This is a genomic window from Pseudomonas sp. Irchel s3f10 (assembly GCF_900187515.1).
In the GTDB taxonomy this organism is placed as follows: Bacteria; Pseudomonadota; Gammaproteobacteria; order Pseudomonadales; family Pseudomonadaceae; genus Aquipseudomonas; species Aquipseudomonas tensinigenes.
In genome coordinates, this window is sequence record NZ_FYDZ01000009.1 from 225,644 (window position 1) to 248,915 (window position 23,272).

Here is a 23,272-nt window from a genome sequence, read left to right on the forward strand (position 1 = left end):
TTTCATGCCGAGAGCTTTTGCCCTGATCACTGCTTTTTTCCGCCGCCTGTGTCTGTTGCTGGCGTGTTTGTCGTCGCTGTTTTTCAGCGGTTGCAGTCACCAGGACGGCAACGGCTTCTTCAACCAGATGCGTGAAGGGAAGCCGCAGGAGTTCCTGCAGACCAGCGTCGACCGCATGGCCACGCTGGCGATGCGCGACAACCTCAACAGTCTCTATCGCTTGCAGGGCAAGCTGTATTTGCGCAACCCGGAAGAGCTGCGCAAGTCAGGCTTTCTCAACATCCATGCCGCCGTGAAACAGGTGCGCCAGGCCATCGAGCAGCAACAGCCGTTGCCGGTGCTTGGCGGTCGCAAGGATCTGGCAGCGCTGAGCTATGCGATGAGTCCGGAGTTTCTCGGTGACCGTGTCGGCGCGTTCATCTATGCCATCGGCAGCATGCTGGTCACCGCCCATGGCAATCGCACTGAGTTCTACATGACCGACGCGATCAACCCGACATTCGTTCACAACGCTGCACGCAATATCGAAAAAGCCACGTGGATTTTGTCCCAGCGGCAGAACAAGGAAGGCCAACCGCTGCTGTTTTCCAATGAGATCTCGGAGGAAGGCACCAATCTGAGTTTCGCCACCGAGTTCGGCAAAATCGTTGCGCGACTGGACCTGATCACGCAGATGCTTGATGAGCGTTACCGGCGGATCGGCCTCAACTACGCGCAGAGTTTGCTGTTCCTGAATTTCTTGCCGGTGCAGTGAGTTTGGTGGGGCGGTGATGACGATCTATGCAGCTTCCACAAGGGTTTGTGGTGTGCAGAGATCCAATGTGGGAGCGAGCCTGCTCGCGAATGCAGTCATTCAGGCGCTGAAGTGTTGACTGAACTAGCGCATTCGCGAGCAGGCTCGCTCCTACATTGATCGAATAGTGAAGGTTGTTCTTGTATACAATCCGTCACCGCTATTGATCAAAATGGAGCCGCACCCGTCATGACCGACCCCGCCAGCGCCGATTTCAGCCGCGTCGACCGCACCGCCCGTGCGGACAAACTGCCCTATGCCGCGTTGCTGGCGTTCGCCATGACCGGGTTCATCGCCATCCTCACCGAAACCCTGCCCGCCGGGCTGCTGCCGCAAATCGGCGCCGGGCTCAACGTCAGTGAAGTGCTTGCCGGGCAACTGGTAACGCTGTATGCGCTCGGTTCGATTGTCGCGGCGATTCCGCTGACCGTCGCCACGCGGGGCTGGCCTCGGCGCCGGGTTTTATTGATGACGGTCGGCGGGTTTCTGATATTCAACACTGTCACCACATTCTCCAGTCATTACGGCCTGACCCTGGCCTCGCGCTTCCTCGCCGGGATGGCGGCGGGATTGTCGTGGGGGATCATGGCCGGTTATGCGCGCGGCATCGTGCCGGTGCATCAACAGGGGCGGGCGCTGGCGATTGCTATGCTCGGCACGCCGGTGGCGTTGTCGTTGGGCACACCGGCGGGGACGTGGCTGGGCAATCTGATCGGCTGGCGCGCGTCGTTCGGGATCATGTCGGCGCTGGCTCTGGTGCTGGCGGCGTGGATTGTTATCGCGGTGCCGGATCGTCCGGGGCAGGCCAGTGATGAGCGTCTGCCGTTGCTCGAGTCGATGCGTTTGCCCGGCGTGCGGCCGGTGTTGTTCGTGGTGCTGACGTGGATGCTCGGGCACAACATTCTCTATACCTACATCGCGCCATTTCTGATGCAGGCCGGGCTGGCTGACCGGGTCGATCTGGTGCTGCTGGTGTTTGGCCTGTGTTCGCTGGTGGGGATCTGGATTATTGGCATGCTGGTGGATCGCTGGTTGCGCTGGCTGACGTTGATCAGCCTCGCGGTGTTTGCGCTGACGGCGCTGGTTCTGGCGTTGGCAGCGCCGTCGCCGCTGATCATTTACGCCTGCATGGCGGTGTGGGGATTGTCGTTTGGCGGCTCGGCAACCTTATTGCTCACCTCTGCGGCCGACTCTGCTGGCGATCACGTCGACGTGGTGCAGGCAATGCTCACAACCTCTTGGAACGTGGCGATTGCCGGGGGCGGGTTGTTTGGTGGCTTGTTGCTCGATCGGGCAGGGGCGATGTCGTTTCCGTGGGCGTTGCTGATTTTGTCGCTGATTGCGTTGGCCACGGTGTGGATCAACAAAACCCACAGCTTCAAACCAGGCCGAAGGGTGCACTGAATCTGCATCCACCACCTAACCCTGTAGGAGTGAGCCTGCTCGCGATAGCGGAGGGTCAGTCACTGAATCCATCACTGATAGACCGCTATCGCGAGCAGGCTCACTCCTACAGTAAGGCAATGGTGAGTTCGATATGGCATAACGATAGACCGCATCGATATATGTGGTTATAAGAAAAATCGCTATGCTGCGGGCCAGATTTTTCCTGTCGTTTTTCTGGACGTGTTAATGGAATTGGCGAATTTCGGCCTGGTGATTGCCGGGCTGGTGGTGGGTTTTATTGTCGGCATGACCGGTGTCGGCGGTGGTTCGTTGATGACGCCGATCCTGTTGTGGTTCGGCATCAACCCGGCAACGGCGGTGGGCACTGACCTGTTGTACGCCGCCATTACCAAATCCAGCGGCGTCCTCGTTCACCGCAAAAACAAGAACATCGACTGGGCCATCACCGGTTGGCTGACCCTCGGCAGCGTGCCGGCGGTGGCCATGACCCTGTGGTTCCTCAGCACCCTGCACACCGCGCCGGACGCGATGAACGCCATCATCAAACAGGCGCTGGGCTTCGTCCTGTTCGCCACCGCGCTGGCGATCTTCTTCAAGAAACGCTTGCTCGAGTTCGCCCACAAACGCGCCGGCGGCAACTACAACCCGAGCGGTTCGCGCCTGAACGTGATGACCGTGATCACCGGTCTGGTCCTCGGCACCATGGTCGCCCTGACCTCGATCGGTGCAGGCGCCCTTGGCACAGTTGCGCTGTTCATCCTCTATCCGTTGCTGCCGACCCGTCGCCTGGTTGGCACCGAAATCGCCCACGCCGTGCCGCTGACACTGGTCGCAGGCCTGGGCCACGCGAGCATGGGCAACATGGATTGGGGTGTGCTGGGCTTCTTGTTGGTCGGCTCGCTGCCGGGTATCTGGCTCGGCAGCCACCTGACCGGACGCATCTCCGATGAAGTGCTGCGCCCGTGCCTGGCGACGATGCTGGTACTGATCGGCTACAAACTGGCGTTCTGATCCGGCCATGACTGAAACCACTGTCCACTGCGATGGCCGCCTCGCCATCACCGTCGAACCGCGTGAGATGCGCATGAGCCATTGGCTGTATGCGCCGCGGGTAGTCGATCTGCAGCAGCAAAAAGTGCTGCTGGATCTGAGCGAGAGCCTGTGGGATTTGCTCGGTACCGCCGACGAGACGGCCAATGGCATCGAGCTGGTGTTGCGCAAATACCCGGGTGATCGGGCGTCGGTGAGGTTGAGCGTTGAACTCGAAAGCGGTGAACTCAAGCTCGGTGGACAACTCGTCGCCCCTTCGCAATTGCTCTCGGCGCTCGATTCAGCGCTGGAGTGAGGCGGCACAGCCTGCCGCGAGCCGCCTCACCACCGGTTAACGCTTAATAACGTATTTCATCACTGTCACCGGCAAATCGTCGTAGACCAGTTCTTCAACCACTTCCCAACCCAGTCGCGCATACAGCGACTGCGACGTGTCGGTGTACAGATACAACTCAGGCACACCGAGCGCCGCCGCTTCTGCAACCACTCGATTGACCAGTTGCGAAGCAATCCCGCGCCCACGTTCCTCTGCCTTGACGTAAACCCCCGCCAGCCATGGCGTCAGGTTCGGGCGCAGCTTCAGATCACTTTCGATCAGCAGCGCACCGCCCAGCAGCCGCGAACCCTCTAGCGCTACCACGACACTCGGCACGGCACCTTTGCCGCAGGAATCGCGCATGTGTTCGATACGGTCCTCGACGGTTTGCCCGGGACGAAACTCGCCCCACTCCTTGAAGTTGAGCGTGGCCAGTTCTTCGATCAATTCGGGGTGATCGCAGAGGTAATCGATGTGCATGCGGGTGAACTCCATTTCATGGGCAGAACTGCCACCCTAATGCGGTCATAAAAGGTAATCAAATCCGCGTTGCGATCACCTCGGATATGTTGCGCAATGTCGCGCCTGTCCTAAGCTTCTGACTAGGCGGAAGATATTTGCCGGGTTGTCCCGGAACAATCGCCACGATGCGCAATCATTAGAGCGTGGATATCAAAAGGAGATGCGCATGCTCATCAGGTCATTGACCCTGACACTCTTGCTGGCGATTGCTGGCCCCTTGTTCGCCGCTGACAACGATTCGCCCATCGCCGGGGATATGGGCCGCGCCCGACCGCTGATCGTGATCGCACAAAGCACCGTCGACCCTGTGTGGGTGGCCCTGAAAAAGTCGCTGGAAGATCCGGCCAACAAAAAAGGCGTCACCGACCGCAACATCAAGGTCTACACCATCCTCAACATGGCCGGCCAGCTCGACGGCAAGGACATGGGCCAGCAAGACACCATGGCACTGCTGCGCTCGCTGAAGCTGGGTGCCGGGGCCTATCCGAAAGTGTTCCTGGTGGGCAAGGACGGCGAGACCAAACTCTCGGCGTCGGGGGATGAAGCGAAAGCGCTGGATCTGAAGAAAATCTTCGACACCATCGACGCCATGCCAATGGCCGAGAAGGAAGCGGCCGCCGCGGCTCAGGCGCCGGTCGCTGCTACGCCGGAACCGGCGAAAGGCGCCAAGAATGCCAAGCCGAGCAAGCCTGCGAAACCGGCCAAGCCACCGGAAATGCCGGATGACTGATCGCGCAGTCACTGAATAAAACGCGTCCCTGTAGGAGTGAGCCTGCTCGCGATAGCGGTGTATCTGTCAACGCTGATGGTGACTGATACACCGCTATCGCGAGCAGGCTCACTCCTACAATGTTTATTCCGTTACCTGCATATTTGCGGTCACTGACGCCCTCACAGCAGCTTGTCTACCCACGGCTATCGCCCTCATCAAGCAGGTAAACCAGCACACCTTTGGTATCACCTACGACCAGTGGAGAATGCGTGGTCAACACGAACTGGCAATTGGGAAAGGTCGTACTTAATTGTGCAATCAGGCAAATCTGCCATTGTGGATCCATGCGCAATTCCACCTCGTCGATCAGAACAATGCCGTCGCCGTGCAGCGGGTTGTCCATCCACGGGTTCATCATCGCCAGACGCCTGGCCATGTCACCCACCAACGCAATCAGCGACTTTTCGCCAAGCGAGAGCTGAGTGACATTGAATGTCGCGCCATGTTTGTCGACTGCCATATGCAGATGTGGTTTGCGTTGCACACGCAGGTTGGAGAAATCCGGCATGAACGCGGCGATGGCCGAACGCACGGCAGTCAACTGGCGGTCGCGGGAGGAGGTTTTCACGTTGGCGAGCGTTGTATAAACGTCGCTGTCAGTACCGAATTTTTCCGCGACTTCGGCCAGTGCGGTATCGGAAATCCCGTCTTCGTTTTCGCTGTCCTCACGTTCACGAAACCATTCGAAAAAACCGCGAAAGTCGGCGCCACCGTTGAAGCTGGTGTCGTAGCCGTCGAGTTGATCAGAGGCTTGTTTGCTGGTGATTTTAAGCGGGATGTCGAGAACGCAACGTTCGGCTGGGTAATAAGCGATCAGCGGGAGTGAGGCGCTATCGTCGGCGGTGAGTTGAGTGCGGTAGTGGTCTGCAAGCAGTCTGACTTCGTTTAAATATCCACGGCCCGAGGCTGCACCTTCGTGTCGACTTCGGGCAGCGCCCCATACGAACAATTCGTTTTCGGAACCCGCATCATTGTCCACAGCGCGCGGGTGCGAAACGTCGGTGATGCCAATCGAAAGGACGGCTCCTGAGGCGCCGTTGCGAATGTCTTCATCGACAAGGTATTTGCCATTGCCTTTATTGGAGCGAATTTTTGCGATCAGCCAGCTCAGACAAATATTCAGGGATTTAAGAATGGTGGTTTTTCCGCTGCCGTTGTTTCCCATCAGCACCGTGATATTCGAGCGGTGTGTCAGGGTAGGGGCAAACTGAATATCCATGTCGCCAAAGTGTCCGACATCCGTAAGCTTCAAACTTTTGATTTCCATCATTGTGCCTTTCGGATGACGGTTTCTTTGCCCGACGCCATCCTCGTCCAAAGATTGACTCGATGCAGTGTAGATACAACAAATTCATTCGCTAATCCAAAGTCGTTGCAGCATGTGCCGGCCGAAATGTCTTACACAAAGCTCCTTCAGGGCGTGCGGATTTTTCCTGCAAGGCGCGGCGGCAGTGGTGAACTGGTGGGGTTGGGGGAGTAGGGAAAGTCTTCTTTGGCCGCTGCAAAACACAGTGGTCGGACGTGGAAGTCCGGTTGTCGGTTACATCCATCAATGTCTCAAAAGCGCATGTCGACGTTATTTATGTCAACATCGCCGCGTTTTTGGCGGCTGTGCGCAGGGGCACTTTCGAGTGCGCCGGGTTTTGGTGGATTGGCCTGGTCTTCCACACCTGCGTACAGCTGCCACCCTCATGTGGAAGTGAGAAAGGTAGTTTTTTCCTACAATTCACTACGGTACTTCATACATGAAAAAACCAACGCCAAATCCCCCCGAATCCCCCATGGGTTCTGGGTCCTTCGACGCCAACAACCCCCGATTACGCAACCCGCATCACCCCGATCCCATCAGCCACCTCTTCACCATCCTCCCCGATATCGATACGCCCACGCTGCTATGCCACGCTTGCGAAACCCTCGCTTCACTCAACGTCCTGACTACCGATCTGGCCGCAGAACTGCAGGGTTCACCGCGCAGTCTCGCCTTGTCGATTCAGCAGTTGGCAATCCTCGGCGAGTTGCTGGTCAACCGCGCGCTGGACAATCTCGACCCACCAGCGGCGACGCAACATTGAACAGGGAGGTTCAAACATGGCTCGATACATACCCATAACCGGCATCGACTGCACCATTCCCTGCCTGCTGATCGACCGCGAAGCACCGGTGGATGTGCTGCATGGCACGGCGGCTTACCGTTTGCGCTGTGTGACGCAGTTGATGGAAACCTTGGCGCTGGGGGACGGCAAGGGCCACGACGCTTTGCTGCTGCAGGATTTCGCCCGGGTGATGGCGATCCCGTTGCGTGACAGTTGCGACTTGATGGATGTCATCGGCTGGAAGTTGCAGGCGCAGCTTTAAAAGATAAAAGATCGCAGCCTGCGGCAGCTCCTACATCGACCGAGTGGAAACCCGATCCTGTAGGAGCTGCCGCAGGCTGCGATCTTTTGATTTTCAGTCAGCGACAGCGCTGAGGATTTTGTGGGCGATTTTCACCCGCTCAGGAATCGGGAAGTTCTTGTTAGCCATGATCACGACGCCCACGTCCTTGCTCGGCACAAACGCTACGTAAGTCCCGAAGCCACCCGTCGAGCCGGTCTTGTTGATCAGCACGTCATGCGGCTGCGGTTGCGGCGGATTCAGCCACTGCACCTTGTGCGCCTCCATGACCATTCCCGTCGAGTTGCCCGCCAGCAAACGCTCGAGGCTGATCGGATAACGGTACATTTCCCAACCGAGGCCTTGGGTCATGTCGCCGACGGTGTAGTAACCGGTGTGGGTGTTGGCGATGGTTTTTTGCAGTACCGCTTCCAGCGTTTCAGGTTTCAGGTTGGCCTGTACGTAACGCAGCATGTCCACGGCGCTGGTTTTCACACCGTAGGCCTGCGCGTCCAGCGCACCGGGCGTAACGCGGACCGGTTTGTCGTTCTTGTCGTAACCCTGCGCATACAGGTCCATTTGCGCGGCCGGCACGCTGAGGTAGGTGTGCTGCAAACCGAGTTTCGGCAGCAGGGTTTGCGTCATTGCCTGATCGAAAGGCTGGCCGAGGCTTTTCGCGGCCAGATAACCGAACAAACCTAAACTCGGGTTGGAGTATTGGCGATGGCTGCCTACCGGATAAACCGGTTTCCACTGCTGGAAATAGCCGAGCATCTTGTCAGACGAATCCCATTGCGCCGGGAATTGCAGCGGCAAACCGCCGGCACTGTAGGTGCCCAGTTGCACCACGCTGATGTTGTCGAAGGCACTGCCTTTCAATTCAGGCCAGAGCTGACTGGCCTTGCTCGACAGATCGAGTTTGCCGGTCGCTTGGGCGTAACCGGCGAGGGTGGCGGTGAAGGTTTTGCTCACCGAGCCGATTTCGAACAGGGTGTTTTTGCTGACTGTTTGCCCGGTGTCTTTGTTGGCGACGCCGTAGTTAAAGTAATGCGGCTGACCGTTGATGGTCAGTGCCACGCTCAGGCCGGGAATGTTCTGTTGTTGCATCACGGGCGTTACCGCGTCGTTGACCAATGCTTGCAGCTGCGCAGCGTCGGGCGCGGCGGCGAGGCAGGATGTAGCGCCAAAAAACAGACCGAAAGCGGCGCAGGAAATGACTTTGCTCGATTGAATGGATGACATGAATGAACCACTCTCCATGAGTGTTGATGATGTTATCCCGCTACACTGCGGGCGATTATTTAGTTGGGCGACTGATCAGCGCCGCCAATCTAGTCAGCGCGGCGCCAATCGACAAACGACGAAAACTCGCATGAGCCATTAGAAAAATTTGGGGCTGGGCATGATTCGACCGCAATTGCCGCTGAATGCACTGCGTGCCTTTGAAGCCTCTGCGCGCCATTTGAGCTTCACGCGCGCGGCCGTGGAGCTGTGCGTCACCCAGGCTGCTGTCAGCCATCAGGTCAAAAGCCTGGAAGCGCAACTCAACGTCACGCTGTTCAAACGCCTGCCCCGTGGGCTGATGCTGACCAGTGAAGGCGAAACTTTGTTGCCGGTACTGAGCACGTCGTTCGATCACATCGCGCAGATCCTCGAACGCCTCGCCGGTGGACAGTATCGCGAAATGCTGACCGTCGGCGCGGTCGGTACCTTCGCCGTGGGTTGGCTGTTGCCGAGGCTGGCGGACTTCCGGGCGAAACATCCGCTTATAGATTTGCGGCTGTCGACCAACAACAACCGCGTCGATGTCGCGGCAGAAGGGCTGGATTACGCGATCCGCTTCGGTGCTGGCGCGTGGCATGGCATCGAGGCGACGCGTTTGCTTGAAGCGCCGCTGTCGGTGTTGTGCGTGCCGGACATCGCCCGGCAATTGCGTTCGCCGGGTGATTTGCTGCAACAAACGCTGCTGCGCTCTTATCGCACCGATGAATGGCCGGAGTGGTTTCAGGCTGCCGGGTTGGCGACTCAAGCGGCACCGCCGCAAAGCATCGTTTTCGACTCGTCGCTGGCGATGATGGAGGCGGCGTTGCAGGGCAGCGGGGTGGCGTTGGCGCCGCCGCTGATGTTCGCCCGGCAACTGGCGGCGGAGGCGATTTGTCAGCCGTTTGCGATTGAGATTACGACGGGGAGTTACTGGTTGACGCGGTTGCAGTCGCGCCCGGAAACGGCGGCGATGACAGCGTTCAAAACCTGGCTGCTGCAAATCTCTGGTTAATGCAAAACCCTTGTAGGAGTGAGCCTGCTCGCGATAGCGGTGTGTCAGTTGATATCAATTTTGACTGACACACCGCTATCGCGAGCAGGCTCACTCCTACAGGAACCGTGGTGGATTGGAGATCAGGTTCAGCGCACCAGACACGGCCGCTTGTTATCGAACTTCCAACCCGGAATCAAAAACTGCATCGCCACGCTGTCATCCCGCGCGCCGAGGCCCATGCCTTTATATAGCTCATGAGCCTTGGCCACCTGATCCATGTCCAGCTCGACACCCAGCCCCGGCTTCTTCGGCACTTGCACCAGACCATCGACAATTTGCAGCGGCGCCTTGGTTAACCGCTGGCCGTCCTGCCAGATCCAATGAGTGTCGATCGCGGTGATATCGCCCGGCGCAGCAGCGGCGACATGGGTGAACATCGCCAGCGAGATATCGAAGTGGTTGTTGGAATGCGAACCCCAGGTCAGGCCCCATTCATGGCACATCTGCGCCACGCGCACCGAACCCTGCATGGTCCAGAAATGCGGGTCGGCCAGTGGAATGTCCACCGACTGCAACTGGATCGCATGACCCATTTCGCGCCAGTCAGTAGCGATCATATTGGTGGCGGTTTTCAGCCCAGTGGCACGGCGAAACTCAGCCATCACTTCGCGGCCGGAATAACCGTTTTCCGCGCCGCACGGGTCTTCGGCATAGGCGAGCACCTGATGCTGGTCGCGGCACAAGCGAATGGCTTCTTTCAGTGACCACGCGCCGTTCGGATCGAGGGTGATGCGCGCATCAGGAAAGCGTTCGGCCAGCGCTGTGACCGCTTCGATTTCCGCATCGCCGCTGAGCACGCCGCCCTTGAGTTTGAAGTCCTTGAAACCGTATTTCGCATGGGCCGCTTCGGCGAGGCGAACCACGGCTTCGGCCGTCATGGCCTTCTCGTGACGCACGCGGAACCAATCATTGTCGGCATCCGGTTCGCTGCGATAGGCGAGATCGGTTTCGCGCTGATCACCGACATAAAACAGATAGCCGAGCATCTTCACTTCATCGCGTTGCTGGCCTTCGCCAAGCAGCGCCGCCACCGGTACATCAAGATGCTGACCGAGCAGATCGAGCAGGGCGGCTTCGAGGCCAGTCACGGCGTGAATGGTGATGCGCAGATCGAACGTCTGCAGGCCACGACCGCCGGCATCGCGGTCAGCGAAGGTCTGGCGCACTTGATTGAGGATCTTCTGCCAGGTGCCGATCGGGCTGCCGACTACCAGACTGCGTGCATCTTCGAGGGTCTGGCGAATGCGCTCGCCACCGGGCACCTCGCCGACGCCGGTGTGGCCGGCGTTGTCCTTGAGGATGACGATGTTGCGGGTGAAAAACGGCCCGTGGGCGCCGCTCAAGTTGAGCAGCATGCCGTCATGGCCGGCCACCGGGATGACTTGCATGTCGGTGATGATCGGGGCTTTGGCGGTGTCGTGTGCAGTCATGGTTTTTATCCTTCTTATTCGCAATCTTTAAAAATGGACGTCAGGCGTGCTTTGGCGCGGCATCGACCACGGGAATTTCAGCCGCAGGTTTCGGCGTGGTGCGCGCTAAGAAGACGATGATCGCGGCAATGATCGAGGTCGCGGCCAGGCCATAGAGGCCGCCCTGAATCGAGCCGGTGTGTTCTTCGAGCAGGCCGAAAGTGGTCGGCGCGACGAAGCCGCCAAGGTTGCCCACCGAGTTGATCAGCGCGATCACCGCCGCCGCGATGCGTGCATCCAGATAGGCCTGCGGGATCGGCCAGAACAGTGACGAAGCGGATTTGAAACCCAGCGCGGCAAAACAGATCGCGACGAAAGCGAAGATTGGCCCGCCGGTGGTGGACATGAACATCCCCGCAGCAGCGATCAACAGGGCGGTGGCGACCCACGCCTGCTGGTGTTTCCACTTGGCCGAGAACGAAGCGAAGGCGTACATGCCGATGATCGACAACAACCACGGAATCGAGTTGAACAGGCCGACCTGGAAGTCGCTCATCTCGCCCATTTTCTTGATGATGCTCGGCAGCCAGAACGTTGCTGCGTAGATGGTCAGTTGAATGAAGAAGTAGATCAGGCAGAACAGGATGATCTGGCGATCCTTGAGCAGTTTGCCCATCGATGGCCGGATCGGTGTCGCGGCTTCGCGGGCCTTCTGTTCAGCGTCGATGGCGTTGACCAGTGCGTCCTGCTCGGCGCGGCTCAGCCATTTCGCGTCGTGGGGTTTGGCGTCGAGCCAGAACCAGACAAACACGCACAGGCACACCGAGAACATGCCTTCAATGAAGTACATCCATTGCCAGCCGTGCATGCCCAGCCCGTTGATCTGCAGGAGCAGACCGGACAACGGACCGGAGATCAACGAAGCCACGGCGGAGCCGCTGAGGAAAATCGCAATCGCCTTGCCGCGTTCGGCGCCGGGCAGCCAACGGGTGAAGTAGTAGATCACCCCGGGAAAGAACCCGGCCTCGGCCACACCGAGCAAAAAGCGCAGCACATAGAAGTGGGTTTCGTTCTGGATGAACGCCATCCCGGCGGCGACCAGACCCCAGGTGAACATGATGCGAGTCAGCCAGATGCGGGCGCCGACTTTCTGCAGAAGCATGTTCGACGGGACTTCGAACAGCGCGTAACCGATGAAGAACAGACCGGCACCGAAGCCGTAAGCGGCGGCACCAATGCCCAGGTCATGTTCCATGTGGGTGCGGACGAAACCGATGTTCACCCGATCAATGTAATTGACGATGAACATGATCACGAAGAGCGGCAGGACGTGGCGTTTCACTTTCGAGATGGCTGATGCGAGTGTCGAATCGACGCCCTCGTTCATCCCGGAGACGGAGGTTTTCACTTGGTTTTCTCCCACTGATTATTTTTATGCGGGGTAGGGCGGGTGCTGCGTTGTTGATAGACATCATACAACTGAGAATTTTTGTCCTACAAGTGGGGAGGAGTGATTAATTTTCTCTGAGAGGTCGTGTTTTTATGCTTTTTCGTATTTTTATCCAGTATTTGCTAGGGTTTGTGGCGGGCGGTGCGTGATTTGTTTTTACGGTATTCCGGTTCAGATCGCCAGAAAGGTATGAAGCTATCGTGCTCTAATTTGAGTGTTGTCATACAAGTCGTGGGGCTAAAATCAATCTCGTCCGCTCTCGCACAGTGCTACGATCCGCAAGCCCCGATCACCGGAACCGACCATGCAAGAAGATCTCGACGCTCCTGCTCGCAAACGTGCGCACAACCTCGCCCATGACCTAGTCGAGAAGCTCACGCAAAGCATCCTGCTCGGCCAGTTGTCGCCCGGCGACAAGCTGCCGTCGGAGAATTCCATCGTTCAGGAACACGGCGTCAGCCGCACCGTGGTGCGCGAGGCGATTTCCAAATTGCAGGCTTCTGGACTGGTGGAGACCCGGCACGGCATCGGTACGTTCGTCATCGAGCGCGCGCCCGAGCAGGGCTTGCGCCTGAATGTCGACACGGCGCTCGGCGTGCGCAGCATTCTCGAACTGCGTCTGGGCCTGGAAACCCAAGCGGCGGCGCTGGCGGCGCAACGGCGTACCGAGCAGCAACTGCTGCAAATGCGTCAGGCGCTGGATGACTACCAGCGGTTACTGGACAACAACGACAGTTGCGTCGAAGCCGATCGACGTTTTCATCTGCTCATCGCCGAGGCCACCGGCAACGTCTGCTTCAGCGAAATCATGCAACACCTGGGCAGTGCGATGATTCCACGTAACCGGATCAATGCTGCTGAACGCGGCGCGGCGGATCTGAGCAAGCTCGGGCAACTGGCTCATCTGGAGCACGAGGCGATCTTGAACGCGATCAAGCGTCAGGATGCGGATGCGGCGCGTGCTGCGATGTGGCTGCACCTGACCAACAGCCGCGACCGCTTTTCCGCGCAGGGTTGAGCGCCGTTGGTCTGTTCGATAGCACGCGGTGCACAGGCCTGATTCCAAGTTGTACGGCCCGGGTATTCCGGACCTCCTGAGTGAGGTGTGTCATGGCTAATGATTTGCTGTTTCAGGGTGGTGTGCTGCCAACCGATCCAACCCGGCCGCTGCCCGGTACCGATGAACCGACACTGGCCGATCATGATGCACCGATGGGAATGCCCCCGGGGCGTGATCCGTTGAGCGATGCTGATCGGCCGGAGGATTGGCAGGATCCGCCGGCTGATGATGAGGATGTGCCGCCGGCAGATGAGCCGACGCCGTTGTCGGATGATCGGCGCTAAACCTGGGTTTTATGTTGAGTTTGCCGGCCTCATCGCGAGCAGGCTCACTCCTACAAGGTTTTGTGGCATGCACAGACTCTATGTACACCCACTGCCCATTGTAGGAGTGAGCCTGCTCGCGATTGCGGAATTGGCTTCAACACATATCCGAGATCAGACCCCGGCAGACCGACCCCACCCAACCCCCCGCTCCAGATTCAACGCCAACACACTGATCAACACCACCACCGACCCCACCAGCACCAGCAACGTCGGCCGCTCACCCAGCCCGACCGAAGCAATCCCCATCGCCGTCGGCGGGATCAAATACAACGTCATCGTCGCCCGGCTCAAATCCACATGTTTGAGCACAAAGCCCCAAGCCAGATAAGCCAGCGCACTGGGAAACACGCCCAACGCCAACACCGCCCACTGCACCCGCAACGGCGCATTCAGCACAGCTTGACCCAGCCCCGGTAGATAAATCAGCAGCATCAACGTCCCCGACCACACCGCGTAACACGCCAGACTGAAACCGTCGTAACGCCGTGCATGGTGTTTTTGCAGAGCGAAGTAAACGCTCCATGAAACCGCCGCCAACAGGATCAGCAGTGCATGCGCATCGATAGCGCCCAAGCCCTTATCGCCGCTGACCACGATCACCACGCCGACAAACCCGAGTAACAAACAACTCCAGCGCCAGGCGCTGACCTGATCCTTGAACAAGAACCGCGCCAGCAATGTGCTGAACAGCGGGCTCGATTGCGCCAACACACTGGAAGCCCCGGCACTGACGCTTTGCTGGCCGATGTTCAGTGCGACGTGATGCAGGCTGACGGCGAAGAAACCCAGGGCGAACAACAGCGGCACGTCGCGCCAGTGCGGCAGGCGAATGCCCTTGAACGCGGCGATCAGCGCCATGAACAACGACGCCAACAGAAACCGCAGCAACGCCAGATGCCCGGGCTCGTAGGCTTGCAGGCCGATGTGAATACCGGTCGGCGAATACGCCCAGCAGCCGACGACAAACGCCATCGCCAGAAGGATTTTCAATGGGGAAGGGGGCGGCATGATCGGCTGCTCAAAAGTGTGAATGCGCCGAGTATCCGGGCGCGCAATCATTCGCCACAACTGACTTATACTGCGCTGAATGTTCACTCAGAGTGATGAATATGGAGCTAGCGCAAATCCGTATGTTCAAGACCGTGGCCGAGGTAGGCAGCATTGCCCGAGCGGCGGAAAAGCTGTTTTGCGTGCCATCGAATATCACCGCGCGTATCAAGGCCCTGGAGGCCGAGTTGGGCGTTGCGCTGTTTCTGCGTGAGGGCCGCGGGTTGCGCATCAGTCCGGCGGGGCAGACGTTTCTCGCCTATGCGGAAAAGATTCTGGCGCTGACCGCCGAGGCCAAACGCGCGGTTGATCCTTCGGCCGAGCCGTCCGGGCCGTTGCGCATTGGCGCGATCGAATCTTCGGCGACCGGGCGTTTGCCGCGCCTGCTGGCGAAGTTTCACCAGCGTTATCCGCAGGTCGCACTGGAACTCACCACCGGCACTTGGGCGCAGTTGCTCGACGACACCGTCAGCCACCGCCTCGATGGCGCGATTGTCGCGGTGGATGTCGAACGTTCACAGCTCAAGCGCACGCCGATGTATCGCGAAGAACTGCTGCTGATCGCGTCGACCTCGTTCGGACCGGTGCGCGGCATCGAAGACCTGCAGGACAAAACCGTGTTCATGTGGCCGCAGGGTTGTCCGTATCGGGCGGCGCTGGAGCATTGGTTGTTGCGTCAGGGGTTGTCGCTGCCGATCGTCAGTCTCGCCAGTTATGGGGCGATTGTGGGTTGTGTGAGTGCCGGGGCAGGGGTGGCGCTGGTGCCCAAGGGCGTGTTTGAGCAGTACGCGAAAGGGGCTGGGTGTGTGGGGTATGAGTTTGCGGAGCTGACGGCCGTCGATAACTTGTTTTACTGGCATGAAAACGCCGGGGTGCATCCGGCGCGGGAGGCGTTTGTGGCGATGTTGCGGGAGGAGTTTAGTGTGTAGGAAAAGCTGACCCTCACCCCAGCCCTCTCCCGGAGGGAGAGGGGGCCGACCGAGGTGTCTCAGGTTATACGCCGACCTGAACAACCGAGTTGATTATGGATTCGGCCAAGTCCAGTGTGCTTGATGGGAAGAGTCGATTATGGATTCAGCCAAGCTGAACGAGCGAGTCGATTATGGATTCAACCAAGTCCAGTGTGCTTGATCGGAAGAGTTGATTATGGATTCGGCGCAGTACGTTCAGGTCGGTGGATCTCTCCAATATCCCCCAATCAGTCCCCTCTCCCTCTGGGAGAGGGCTAGGGTGAGGGGCTTTTTCAGGCACCCCCGATATCCCGCATCAACAACCCAAACCGCAAATCCACCCCCTCCGGAATCGGCACATAAACCGTATGCCCATCCCCCGGCGCCACCTCGATAGCCTCACCCTTAACACTCTGCAACTCATGCAAATCAAAATGAAAATTGCCCATGGGCGTCATCAATTCCAGATGATCACCCAGTGCAAAGCGATTCTTCACCTTGACCTCAGCCAGCCGATCCCGTCGCTCACCCGTCAGCTCACCCACGAACTGCTGACGCTCCGACACCGAGCTGCCATGTTGATAATTCTGATACTCGTCATGCACATGCCGACGCAGAAAACCCTCGGTGTAGCCACGCTGCGCCAGCGACTCCAAGTCCGTCATCAAACTGCGATCAAACTCGCGCCCGGCCACCGCGTCATCAATCGCCCGGCGATACACTTGCGTGGTCCGGGCGCAATAGAAGTGCGATTTGGTCCGGCCCTCGATCTTCAATGAATGCACGCCCATGCGCGTCAGGCGCTCGACGTGCTGCACCGCGCGCAGGTCCTTGGCGTTCATGATGTAGGTGCCGTGCTCGTCTTCGAAAGCGGGCATCAATTCGTCGGGGCGGTTGGCTTCCTGTAACAGGAACACCTGATCAGTCGGCGCGCCGAGGCCCAGGGTCGGCTCGGGCTGGAAGGTCTGGACGATCTCGCCGAGCTGGTTTTCCGTGGCCTCTTGCGCCGAGTATTTCCAGCGACAGGCGTTGGTGCAGGTGCCCTGATTGGCGTCGCGTTTGTTCATGTAACCTGATAGCAGACAGCGCCCGGAATAGGCCATGCACAATGCGCCGTGGACGAACACTTCCAGTTCCATGCCCGGCACCTGTTCGCGGATTTCGCCGATTTCCTCCAGCGACAATTCTCGCGACAGGATGATCCGGCTCAATCCCATCTGCTGCCAGAACTCGACACTCGCCCAGTTCACCGTATTGGCCTGCACCGAGAGGTGAATCGGCATCTGCGGGAAATGTCGGCGCACCAGCATGATCAGCCCCGGGTCAGACATGATCAGCGCATCCGGCGCCATCTCGATAACCGGCGCCAGATCCTTTAGGAAAGTCTTCAGCTTGGCGTTGTGCGGGGCGATGTTGACGACGACATAGAAGCGCTTGCCCTGCGCCTGGGCTTCGCGAATGCCCAGTGCCAGATTGGCGTGATCGAACTCGTTGTTGCGCACCCGCAGGCTGTAACGCGGCTGGCCGGCGTAGACCGCATCGGCACCGTAGGCGAAGGCGTAGCGCATGTTTTTCAGGGTGCCGGCGGGAGCGAGCAGTTCGGGGGCGGCGAGGATCGAGGTCATGGCGGTGTCGGTCGCAAAAGCGCGGCAGGGTAAGTCAGGTGTGGTGAGGGTTTGTTGATCTGGATCTATGCTCCATGAATAAAGATGGCACTCGTGCAGACCCCGGTTGACTAAGCATCGGGGCGTGCATGACGCCTGACTGACATGGATCGGACATGAACGAAAAAAGCCTTCAATTCAAATCGCTCACCGTGCTGCTGTTGCTGGTCACGGTGGCGTTTATCTGGATCCTCTTGCCGTTCTACGGTGCGGTGTTCTGGGCAGTGATTCTCGGCATTGTTTTTGCGCCGATGCAACGCCGGCTGCAGGCGAAATTCGGCTGGCAGCGCAACCTGACGTCGCTGTGTACCTTGTCGATCTGCCTGGTGATTGCGATTCTGCCGGTGATCATCCTCAGTGTGCTGCTGGTGCAGGAAGGGGCAGCGGTCTACAAGAACATCGAAAGCGGTGAGCTGGACATTGCCGCGTATCTGGCGCAGTTCAAGCACAGCCTGCCGCCGTACTTTCAGCACTTGCTCGACCGTTTCGGCATGGGCGAACTCAATGGCCTGCGCGAGAAAATCGTCAAATCGGCGATGCAGGGCAGTCAGGTCCTGGCCACTCAAGCGTTCAGTTTTGGTCAGGGTACGTTCGAGTTCGTGGTGAGTTTTTTCATCATGTTGTATCTGCTGTTTTTCTTCTTGCGCGACGGCGCCGAACTGGCGCGCAAAGTGCGCACCGCCGTGCCACTGGAGGAAGGCCACAAGCGGCGCCTGCAGTTGAAGTTCAACCGCGTGGTACGGGCGACGGTGAAGGGCAATCTCGTAGTCGCAGTGACTCAGGGAGCGCTGGGCGGAGCGATTTTCTGGTTTCTCGACATCCCCAGCGCATTGCTCTGGGCGGTCTTGATGGGTTTTTTGTCGTTGCTGCCAGCAGTGGGCGCGGGGATTGTCTGGGCGCCGGTCGCGGTGTATTTCCTGCTCAGCGGGATGATCTGGCAAGGCGTGGTGCTGGGCTTGTTCGGGGTGTTTGTGATCGGGTTGGTGGACAACGTGATGCGACCGATTCTGGTGGGCAAGGACACCAAAATGCCCGATTACATGATTCTGATCTCGACCCTGGGTGGCCTGGCGGTATTCGGCCTGAATGGCTTTGTGATTGGCCCGCTGATCGCGGCGCTGTTCATGTCGAGCTGGGCGCTGTTCGCCGAGACCAAGCCCAAGGTGCAACTGCCTTAAGCGTGAAACGGCGCGCTGACGATCTTCTGCGACAGTGCCTGCGCAGCGGGCAGCGAAGTGAGCGGGCCGCTGATCGCTTCGCCGTCACGCACCAGATACCAGCAGGCGAGCAGGCCCGATGCTCTGAGCGAGGCGGGAACGGCGCTGCCGATAACGGACATGATTTGAACCTGAGCCATGACGAGTACCTCCATCTAACAATGGAGCTACCTTAGAGATTCGCCGCTTCTACGGACAATCAACGCTTTCGATAGTGGTCATTGATGCCATTGAGGCTTCAGTCGACCACTTGATCGAGCATGTGCATGACTTCGCGTTCGTTGAGCAAACCTTTGTGCACCAGATTCTCCGCCAGCAGCGAAAGAAACTTGGCGCAGCGATGGCCTTCCAGGTGCTTGAGTTCGGTCAGCGCGCTGTACACCTTGCTTGAGGTGCACAGGCCGACGATGCGGTGCGGGTTTTGTGTTGGCATACAGTCGTCCTTGTTGTTATCAACCTGTTGTTTACGGACGGATTCAGATTGCGGTTCCGTCATGACAAATAAGTGACCGTTTTGTGGAAATCTACATAGCGGTCACTCAATCATGCCGACTTTAGCCGGTGAAACTGTCCTCACAGCGACCTTGGCGAGATTTTTTCAGACGCTCGCCGACCAACGGTCATAAAAAAGCCCCGCTATAAAAGCGGGGCTCTGTTTTTTGGTCACCAGCGTGGACCGCCATAGTAGCCATGTGGCCGGCCGTAATAACCGCGAGGCGGGCCGTAGTAGACGGGGGCCTGTTGGATGTAAACCGGCTGTTGCACATACACCGGCGCCGGCTGGTAGTAGACCGGTGGTGGCGGCTGCTGCACGTAGACCGGTTGTGGCTGCACATAAACCGGCTGTTGTTGCACATACACCGGCCGATCCTGGTTGATCAGTGCCGAGCCGATGATGGCCGAGCCGACGATCGCGCCAAACACCGCAGGGCCTTGCCAGCCGTGGCCACCACCGGCTTCTGCCTGACCTGTGACCGCAAGTGCGCCAATCAGCAAGGCCAGAATGGGGAGTTTACGAATCATGATAAGTCCTCGGTTCTTCGACCCGGCGGCAGGGCCTGCACCAGGCCCACAGTTGTCGCGGGGATACTTCTAAGACAGCGAAATTCTGAAAATCAGCACAGCCGCTGGGTAAATTTTGTGTAAGGTCTGTACCGGCTTCTTTACCGGGCCGTGCAAGGGCCACGGAACACGTTTAAAACAGGCCTTTATGATCGTTCAGAACCTGATGGGCTGGCTAATCCCGTCTATCCGAAAGTGCGTTTGAAGGAGAAGTTTCATGCAGATGAACCCGAACAAAGACACCCAACTGTGCATGTCCCTGTCTGGGCGCCCGGGCAATTTCGGTCTGCGTTTTCATAACCATTTGTATGAGCAGTTGGGCCTGAATTTCTATTACAAGGCGTTCAGCAGCCAGGATCTGACGGGTGCCGTGGGCGGCATTCGTGCCTTGGGCATTCGCGGCTGCGGCGTGTCGATGCCGTTCAAGGAAGCGTGCATCGCGCTGGTCGATGAGCTGGATGCGTCGGCGGCAGCGATCCAGTCGATCAATACCATCGTCAATACCGACGGCCATCTGAAGGCTTACAACACCGATTACATTGCCGTCGCGCAGTTGCTGGAAACCCACGCGGTGCCCAAGGATTCGACCTTCGCCCTGCGTGGCAGCGGCGGGATGGCCAAAGCGGTGGCCAGTGCCTTGCGTGATGGTGGTTACAAAAACGGTTTGATTGTTGCGCGCAATGAGCGGGCAGGGCGTGCGTTGGCGGATTCGCTGGGTTATCGCTGGCAGGCGGAATTGGGCGAGGAGCGTCCACAGATGCTGATCAATGTGACGCCGGTGGGCATGGATGGCGGACCGGAGACGGGGCAGTTGGCGTTTGAGCCTCAAGTTGTTGCTGCGGCTGAGACGGTATTTGATGTGGTCGCGATTCCGTCGGAAACGCCGTTGATCGTGCGTGCTCGGGCCGAGGGCAAGCGGGTGATTACCGGGCTTGAGGTGATAGCGATTCAGGCGCTGGAGCAGTTTGTCTTGTACACCGGCGTGCGCCCGACTGAAGAGCAATTTGCGGCGGCGGTGGCGTTTGCCCGGAGCTGATTGAGTGTCGTGGTGGCTGGGCGGGCCTCTTCGCGAGCAGGCTCGCTCCCACAGTTGAATTTTTGTCATACACAGATTGTGTGTTCGCTGTAGATCCTCTGTGGGAGCGAGCCTGCTCGCGAAGGATGCGACGCGGTTTCACGTCGGGCATCAATGCCTATACTGCCTCCCCAGCAAGCCCAGACTTGCCCACCACAAAACCGTGACCGAGGCTCCCATGCACCCGCCCATCCTCAACCTGCATCAGGTCGAACTCGAACCCCTGCCCGAAGCCCTGACCCCGGAAGGCGAAACCGCCGGCCGCTATCAGCAGCGCATGGCCCGCGTCGGTCAGCAATTGGGTTCGCAAAAACTCGGTTATCGCTTGTACGCCTTGCCGCCGGGCATGCGTGGCAGTCCGTTTCACAGCCATCGGGTCAACGAAGAGATGTTTTACGTGGTGGCCGGGGAGGGCGAGGTACGTCTTGGTGCCGAGCGTTTTCCGATCCGCGAAGGTGACGTGATCGCTTGCCCCCCGGGTGGCCCGGAGAAGGCGCATCAGATCATCAATACTAGCTCGGGCGAATTGCGCTATCTGGCCGTGAGTACTCAACAGCAGCCGGAAATTTGTGAGTACCCGGATTCGAACAAATATGCGGTGATGGATAATTTTCAGGTTGATGCCGAGGGCTATGCCTCAGGCTTCGTCGCAGTGGCGCGGCAGGCGGATGGTGTTGACTACTGGGATGGCGAGTAAAACATAGATCCCTTGTAGGAGTGAGCCTGCTCGCGATAGCGGTGTGTCAGTCACATCATATTTGACTGACACACCGCTATCGCGAGCAGGCTCACTCCTACATTGGTTTTGTGCGGTTATTCGAGGCGGGCCAGACGCTCTTCCAGCGCGGCAATCCGCGCCTCCAGCTCTTCGATGCGCTCAACCGAAACGCCACTGCTTGCACCACGATCCGACGGATTCTGCCGCGCTGCCATGATCGCCTCGCTGTCCGCCGGATCACCCAGCGCATGGGTATAACGATCCTCACGTTGCCCGGCCTGGCGTGGAATCAACACCGCCAACCCCCGCGCAATCAAGCGCTCAAGCTGATGCACCACTTGCTCGGTATCTTCAAATTCATGCATGCGGCCACTGCGGGTCAGCAGTTCATTAACGGTTTGCGGGCCGCGCAGAAACATCAATCCGCTCAGAATCACCTGCGCCGGCACTAGCTCCAGCGCCTTGTCGACCTTATGCTCCCAGCGGTCGGCGCGACTGCCCATCACCAGTTTGGCGAAACCGCGACCTTCCAGCGCCCGCAAACTCTGCCCGACCTGACCCTGGGTTAGGTTCATCACCGGTTCGCGGCTGGTTTTCTGATTGCAGGCCGTGACCAGCGCATTGAGCGTCAGCGGATAGGTTTCCGGGCTGGTGGCCTGTTTCTCGATCAACGAGCCGAGGATGCGGATTTCCGTGGCGTTGAGCCGTGGCTCGTCGAAGGTGGATTCTGGTTCTGTGGTCATCGCGCGTTCCCTCTGCAGTCGAAGGCGCCTAGCCTAATCCTTGCCAAACAAAAGGCAAGCCGTGTGGTCATCAAGCATGGCTATAATCGCCTCCTTGTTCCACCCAGCCACTACACGAGACTGCCATGACCATTTCCCTGTACGCCGCATCCGTCCCGGTTTTTCAACAAATGCTCAACGCTTTGAGTGATGTACTGAAAAAGGCTGAAGCCCACGCCACCGAGAAAAACATCGATCCGAACGCGTTTCTGCAGGCCCGTCTGTTCCCGGACATGTTCCCGCTGACCCGCCAGGTGCAGATCGCCGTCGACTTCGCCAAAGGTGTTTCCTCGCGTCTGGCTGAAGTTGAAGTGCCGAAGTACGACGATACCGAAACCACCTTCGCTGAGCTGCAAGCCCTGATCGCCAAGGTGCTGGCCTACATCGGCGAGATCAAGCCAGAGCAGATTGATGGCAAGGAAGGCATCGAAATCGTAACCCGTCCGGGCACGCCGAAAGAGAAGCGCTTCAGCGGTCAGTCGTACTTGCTGACTTATGGCTTGCCGCAGTTTTTCTTCCACGTCACTACCACTTATGCGTTGCTGCGTCATAACGGTGTGGAAGTGGGCAAACGTGATTACATGGGCGCGTTCTAAACCGCCAGAAGCCCCTCACCCTAGCCCTCTCCCAGAGGGAGAGGGGACTGATCGGGTTGTTGGTTCGAGATACACCGACCTGATCTATCGAGTCGAACTCAGGTTTTGAACAACACTCGGTCTGCCCCCTTTCCCCCTCGCCCCCCTTGGGGGGAGAGGGTTGGGGTGAGGGGGGGAAAGATCTCAGCCACAAAAAAGCCCGCCCTGGTTCACACCTCGGCGGGCTTTTCATTTTCCATTGTGGGAGATTCTATGGTTGAGGGGAAGCCCTCAACTGACTTTTGCCTGATATTCGCTTTGCCCTTTCAGCAAGGCGAATACCACCCGAGCAAGTTTGCGAGCCAGCATCACCAACGCCTGCGTGGT

The 23,272-nt window shown here is 58.6% G+C and carries 26 protein-coding genes and 1 pseudogene; 15 read left to right on the forward strand and 12 right to left on the reverse strand.

Annotated features, from left to right (window positions below):
* The first annotated feature begins 4 nt into the window (after window positions 1-4).
* The 4 genes from CKW17_RS20005 (at window position 5) to CKW17_RS20020 (ending at window position 3,545) form a co-directional block, all read left to right on the forward strand.
* Entirely contained in the window at window positions 5-754 is a 750-nt protein-coding gene (locus tag CKW17_RS20005; RefSeq protein WP_095121168.1) for a hypothetical protein, read from the forward strand.
* 228 nt (window positions 755-982) lie between these two features.
* The gene (locus tag CKW17_RS20010; protein ID WP_095121169.1) at window positions 983-2,197 is read left to right on the forward strand and encodes an MFS transporter; all 1,215 of its coding nucleotides are present in this window, start codon (window positions 983-985) and stop codon (window positions 2,195-2,197) included.
* Window positions 2,198-2,425: 228 nt separating this feature from the next.
* Window positions 2,426-3,211 carry a sulfite exporter TauE/SafE family protein gene (locus CKW17_RS20015; protein ID WP_077573721.1) on the forward strand — a complete coding sequence of 262 codons (786 nt, stop codon included), beginning with the start codon at window positions 2,426-2,428 and terminating at the stop codon, window positions 3,209-3,211.
* Between the two features lie 7 nt (window positions 3,212-3,218).
* A complete protein-coding gene (locus CKW17_RS20020) occupies window positions 3,219-3,545 on the forward strand; it encodes a hypothetical protein (protein ID WP_095121170.1) in 327 nt (108 codons plus the stop codon).
* 36 nt (window positions 3,546-3,581) lie between these two features.
* On the opposite strand, the gene CKW17_RS20025 is transcribed toward CKW17_RS20020, so the two are convergent.
* Entirely contained in the window at window positions 3,582-4,046 is a 465-nt protein-coding gene (locus CKW17_RS20025) for a GNAT family N-acetyltransferase (RefSeq protein WP_095121171.1), read from the reverse strand.
* A 208-nt stretch (window positions 4,047-4,254) separates the two neighbouring features.
* Here CKW17_RS20025 and CKW17_RS20030 point away from each other — a divergent pair, with 208 nt between their 5' ends.
* A complete protein-coding gene (locus tag CKW17_RS20030; RefSeq protein WP_095121172.1) occupies window positions 4,255-4,818 on the forward strand; it encodes a DUF4174 domain-containing protein in 564 nt (187 codons plus the stop codon).
* Between the two features lie 175 nt (window positions 4,819-4,993).
* Here CKW17_RS20030 and CKW17_RS20035 read toward each other — a convergent pair whose 3' ends face one another.
* Window positions 4,994-6,178, reverse strand: a complete 1,185-nt coding sequence (locus CKW17_RS20035; protein WP_256586267.1) for an AAA family ATPase — start codon at window positions 6,176-6,178, stop codon at window positions 4,994-4,996.
* 463 nt (window positions 6,179-6,641) lie between these two features.
* Between CKW17_RS20035 and CKW17_RS20040 the strand changes: the two genes are divergently transcribed.
* Together CKW17_RS20040 and CKW17_RS20045 are read left to right on the forward strand one after the other, a co-directional pair.
* Window positions 6,642-6,932, forward strand: a complete 291-nt coding sequence (locus CKW17_RS20040; protein WP_371850963.1) for a DUF6124 family protein — start codon at window positions 6,642-6,644, stop codon at window positions 6,930-6,932.
* 16 nt (window positions 6,933-6,948) lie between these two features.
* On the forward strand, window positions 6,949-7,215 hold the full coding sequence (locus CKW17_RS20045; protein WP_016984652.1) for a hypothetical protein: 267 nt from the start codon (window positions 6,949-6,951) through the stop codon (window positions 7,213-7,215).
* A gap of 93 nt (window positions 7,216-7,308) precedes the next feature.
* Here CKW17_RS20045 and ampC read toward each other — a convergent pair whose 3' ends face one another.
* Window positions 7,309-8,475 carry a class C beta-lactamase gene (gene ampC / locus CKW17_RS20050; protein WP_095121175.1) on the reverse strand — a complete coding sequence of 389 codons (1,167 nt, stop codon included), beginning with the start codon at window positions 8,473-8,475 and terminating at the stop codon, window positions 7,309-7,311.
* A gap of 160 nt (window positions 8,476-8,635) precedes the next feature.
* Between ampC and CKW17_RS20055 the strand changes: the two genes are divergently transcribed.
* Window positions 8,636-9,508, forward strand: a complete 873-nt coding sequence (locus tag CKW17_RS20055; RefSeq protein WP_095121176.1) for a LysR family transcriptional regulator — start codon at window positions 8,636-8,638, stop codon at window positions 9,506-9,508.
* Window positions 9,509-9,636: 128 nt separating this feature from the next.
* On the opposite strand, the gene gudD is transcribed toward CKW17_RS20055, so the two are convergent.
* Window positions 9,637-10,980: a glucarate dehydratase gene (gene gudD / locus CKW17_RS20060; protein ID WP_095121177.1), complete on the reverse strand. Its 1,344-nt coding sequence runs from the start codon at window positions 10,978-10,980 to the stop codon at window positions 9,637-9,639.
* A 40-nt stretch (window positions 10,981-11,020) separates the two neighbouring features.
* A complete protein-coding gene (locus CKW17_RS20065; RefSeq protein WP_095121178.1) occupies window positions 11,021-12,367 on the reverse strand; it encodes an MFS transporter in 1,347 nt (448 codons plus the stop codon).
* 346 nt (window positions 12,368-12,713) lie between these two features.
* On the opposite strand from CKW17_RS20065, the gene CKW17_RS20070 reads away from it, so the two are divergent.
* Both CKW17_RS20070 and CKW17_RS20075 read left to right on the forward strand, forming a co-directional pair.
* Complete coding sequence (locus tag CKW17_RS20070) at window positions 12,714-13,427, forward strand: FadR/GntR family transcriptional regulator (RefSeq protein ID WP_095121179.1); 714 nt, start codon at window positions 12,714-12,716, stop codon at window positions 13,425-13,427.
* Window positions 13,428-13,519: 92 nt separating this feature from the next.
* On the forward strand, window positions 13,520-13,753 hold the full coding sequence (locus CKW17_RS20075) for a hypothetical protein (RefSeq protein WP_095121180.1): 234 nt from the start codon (window positions 13,520-13,522) through the stop codon (window positions 13,751-13,753).
* A 153-nt stretch (window positions 13,754-13,906) separates the two neighbouring features.
* On the opposite strand, the gene CKW17_RS20080 is transcribed toward CKW17_RS20075, so the two are convergent.
* Window positions 13,907-14,803 carry a DMT family transporter gene (locus tag CKW17_RS20080; protein WP_176470100.1) on the reverse strand — a complete coding sequence of 299 codons (897 nt, stop codon included), beginning with the start codon at window positions 14,801-14,803 and terminating at the stop codon, window positions 13,907-13,909.
* A gap of 101 nt (window positions 14,804-14,904) precedes the next feature.
* Between CKW17_RS20080 and CKW17_RS20085 the strand changes: the two genes are divergently transcribed.
* Window positions 14,905-15,771 carry a LysR family transcriptional regulator gene (locus CKW17_RS20085; RefSeq protein WP_095121182.1) on the forward strand — a complete coding sequence of 289 codons (867 nt, stop codon included), beginning with the start codon at window positions 14,905-14,907 and terminating at the stop codon, window positions 15,769-15,771.
* Between the two features lie 314 nt (window positions 15,772-16,085).
* On the opposite strand, the gene yegQ is transcribed toward CKW17_RS20085, so the two are convergent.
* Window positions 16,086-17,417: a tRNA 5-hydroxyuridine modification protein YegQ gene (gene yegQ, locus CKW17_RS20090; RefSeq protein WP_095121183.1), complete on the reverse strand. Its 1,332-nt coding sequence runs from the start codon at window positions 17,415-17,417 to the stop codon at window positions 16,086-16,088.
* Window positions 17,418-17,572: 155 nt separating this feature from the next.
* Here yegQ and CKW17_RS20095 point away from each other — a divergent pair, with 155 nt between their 5' ends.
* A complete protein-coding gene (locus tag CKW17_RS20095) occupies window positions 17,573-18,634 on the forward strand; it encodes an AI-2E family transporter (protein ID WP_095121184.1) in 1,062 nt (353 codons plus the stop codon).
* On the opposite strand, the gene CKW17_RS20100 is transcribed toward CKW17_RS20095, so the two are convergent.
* The 3 genes from CKW17_RS20100 to CKW17_RS20110 all read right to left on the reverse strand — a co-directional run bounded on the left by CKW17_RS20100 (window position 18,631) and on the right by CKW17_RS20110 (window position 19,696).
* Window positions 18,631-18,813, reverse strand: coding sequence for a hypothetical protein (locus tag CKW17_RS20100; protein ID WP_095121185.1), 183 nt, complete (start codon window positions 18,811-18,813; stop codon window positions 18,631-18,633). The two genes, CKW17_RS20095 and CKW17_RS20100, sit on opposite strands and share 4 nt — an antisense overlap.
* Window positions 18,814-18,911: 98 nt before the next feature.
* On the reverse strand, window positions 18,912-19,106 hold the full coding sequence (locus CKW17_RS20105) for a hypothetical protein (RefSeq protein WP_016984641.1): 195 nt from the start codon (window positions 19,104-19,106) through the stop codon (window positions 18,912-18,914).
* A gap of 230 nt (window positions 19,107-19,336) precedes the next feature.
* Window positions 19,337-19,696: a hypothetical protein gene (locus CKW17_RS20110; protein WP_007917357.1), complete on the reverse strand. Its 360-nt coding sequence runs from the start codon at window positions 19,694-19,696 to the stop codon at window positions 19,337-19,339.
* A gap of 256 nt (window positions 19,697-19,952) precedes the next feature.
* Between CKW17_RS20110 and CKW17_RS20115 the strand changes: the two genes are divergently transcribed.
* Together CKW17_RS20115 and CKW17_RS20120 are read left to right on the forward strand one after the other, a co-directional pair.
* Window positions 19,953-20,771 carry a shikimate 5-dehydrogenase gene (locus CKW17_RS20115; protein ID WP_095121186.1) on the forward strand — a complete coding sequence of 273 codons (819 nt, stop codon included), beginning with the start codon at window positions 19,953-19,955 and terminating at the stop codon, window positions 20,769-20,771.
* Between the two features lie 217 nt (window positions 20,772-20,988).
* Entirely contained in the window at window positions 20,989-21,507 is a 519-nt protein-coding gene (locus CKW17_RS20120; protein WP_095121188.1) for a cupin domain-containing protein, read from the forward strand.
* A 116-nt stretch (window positions 21,508-21,623) separates the two neighbouring features.
* On the opposite strand, the gene CKW17_RS20125 is transcribed toward CKW17_RS20120, so the two are convergent.
* Window positions 21,624-22,271 (reverse strand): YceH family protein, encoded by a 648-nt coding sequence (locus CKW17_RS20125; RefSeq protein ID WP_095121190.1) that lies wholly within the window; start codon window positions 22,269-22,271, stop codon window positions 21,624-21,626.
* A gap of 125 nt (window positions 22,272-22,396) precedes the next feature.
* Between CKW17_RS20125 and CKW17_RS20130 the strand changes: the two genes are divergently transcribed.
* Window positions 22,397-22,906, forward strand: coding sequence for a DUF1993 family protein (locus CKW17_RS20130; RefSeq protein ID WP_095121192.1), 510 nt, complete (start codon window positions 22,397-22,399; stop codon window positions 22,904-22,906).
* Window positions 22,907-23,176: 270 nt separating this feature from the next.
* Here the strand turns inward: CKW17_RS20130 and CKW17_RS30610 are convergent.
* Window positions 23,177-23,272, reverse strand: a pseudogene (locus CKW17_RS30610) (IS110 family transposase); the annotation flags it as partial.

Excerpts from the sequence above, each read along its gene's own strand:
- CKW17_RS20055 (WP_095121176.1), top strand. The coding sequence starts at position 8,636 with ATGATTCGACCGCAATTGCCGCTGAATGCACTGCGTGCCTTTGAAGCC.
- CKW17_RS20125 (WP_095121190.1), bottom strand. The coding sequence starts at position 22,271 with ATGACCACAGAACCAGAATCCACCTTCGACGAGCCACGGCTCAACGCC.
- CKW17_RS20040 (WP_371850963.1), top strand. The coding sequence starts at position 6,642 with ATGGGTTCTGGGTCCTTCGACGCCAACAACCCCCGATTACGCAACCCG.
- CKW17_RS20030 (WP_095121172.1), top strand. The coding sequence starts at position 4,255 with ATGCTCATCAGGTCATTGACCCTGACACTCTTGCTGGCGATTGCTGGC.
- CKW17_RS20120 (WP_095121188.1), top strand. The coding sequence starts at position 20,989 with ATGCACCCGCCCATCCTCAACCTGCATCAGGTCGAACTCGAACCCCTG.
- ampC (WP_095121175.1), bottom strand. The coding sequence starts at position 8,475 with ATGTCATCCATTCAATCGAGCAAAGTCATTTCCTGCGCCGCTTTCGGT.
- CKW17_RS20025 (WP_095121171.1), bottom strand. The coding sequence starts at position 4,046 with ATGCACATCGATTACCTCTGCGATCACCCCGAATTGATCGAAGAACTG.
- CKW17_RS20100 (WP_095121185.1), bottom strand. The coding sequence starts at position 18,813 with ATGGCTCAGGTTCAAATCATGTCCGTTATCGGCAGCGCCGTTCCCGCC.
- yegQ (WP_095121183.1), bottom strand. The coding sequence starts at position 17,417 with ATGACCTCGATCCTCGCCGCCCCCGAACTGCTCGCTCCCGCCGGCACC.
- CKW17_RS20085 (WP_095121182.1), top strand. The coding sequence starts at position 14,905 with ATGGAGCTAGCGCAAATCCGTATGTTCAAGACCGTGGCCGAGGTAGGC.
- CKW17_RS20110 (WP_007917357.1), bottom strand. The coding sequence starts at position 19,696 with ATGATTCGTAAACTCCCCATTCTGGCCTTGCTGATTGGCGCACTTGCG.
- CKW17_RS20045 (WP_016984652.1), top strand. The coding sequence starts at position 6,949 with ATGGCTCGATACATACCCATAACCGGCATCGACTGCACCATTCCCTGC.
- CKW17_RS20105 (WP_016984641.1), bottom strand. The coding sequence starts at position 19,106 with ATGCCAACACAAAACCCGCACCGCATCGTCGGCCTGTGCACCTCAAGC.
- CKW17_RS20095 (WP_095121184.1), top strand. The coding sequence starts at position 17,573 with ATGAACGAAAAAAGCCTTCAATTCAAATCGCTCACCGTGCTGCTGTTG.
- CKW17_RS20015 (WP_077573721.1), top strand. The coding sequence starts at position 2,426 with ATGGAATTGGCGAATTTCGGCCTGGTGATTGCCGGGCTGGTGGTGGGT.
- CKW17_RS20115 (WP_095121186.1), top strand. The coding sequence starts at position 19,953 with ATGCAGATGAACCCGAACAAAGACACCCAACTGTGCATGTCCCTGTCT.
- CKW17_RS20070 (WP_095121179.1), top strand. The coding sequence starts at position 12,714 with ATGCAAGAAGATCTCGACGCTCCTGCTCGCAAACGTGCGCACAACCTC.
- CKW17_RS20080 (WP_176470100.1), bottom strand. The coding sequence starts at position 14,803 with ATGCCGCCCCCTTCCCCATTGAAAATCCTTCTGGCGATGGCGTTTGTC.
- CKW17_RS20075 (WP_095121180.1), top strand. The coding sequence starts at position 13,520 with ATGGCTAATGATTTGCTGTTTCAGGGTGGTGTGCTGCCAACCGATCCA.
- gudD (WP_095121177.1), bottom strand. The coding sequence starts at position 10,980 with ATGACTGCACACGACACCGCCAAAGCCCCGATCATCACCGACATGCAA.
- CKW17_RS20020 (WP_095121170.1), top strand. The coding sequence starts at position 3,219 with ATGACTGAAACCACTGTCCACTGCGATGGCCGCCTCGCCATCACCGTC.
- CKW17_RS20010 (WP_095121169.1), top strand. The coding sequence starts at position 983 with ATGACCGACCCCGCCAGCGCCGATTTCAGCCGCGTCGACCGCACCGCC.
- CKW17_RS20005 (WP_095121168.1), top strand. The coding sequence starts at position 5 with ATGCCGAGAGCTTTTGCCCTGATCACTGCTTTTTTCCGCCGCCTGTGT.
- CKW17_RS20130 (WP_095121192.1), top strand. The coding sequence starts at position 22,397 with ATGACCATTTCCCTGTACGCCGCATCCGTCCCGGTTTTTCAACAAATG.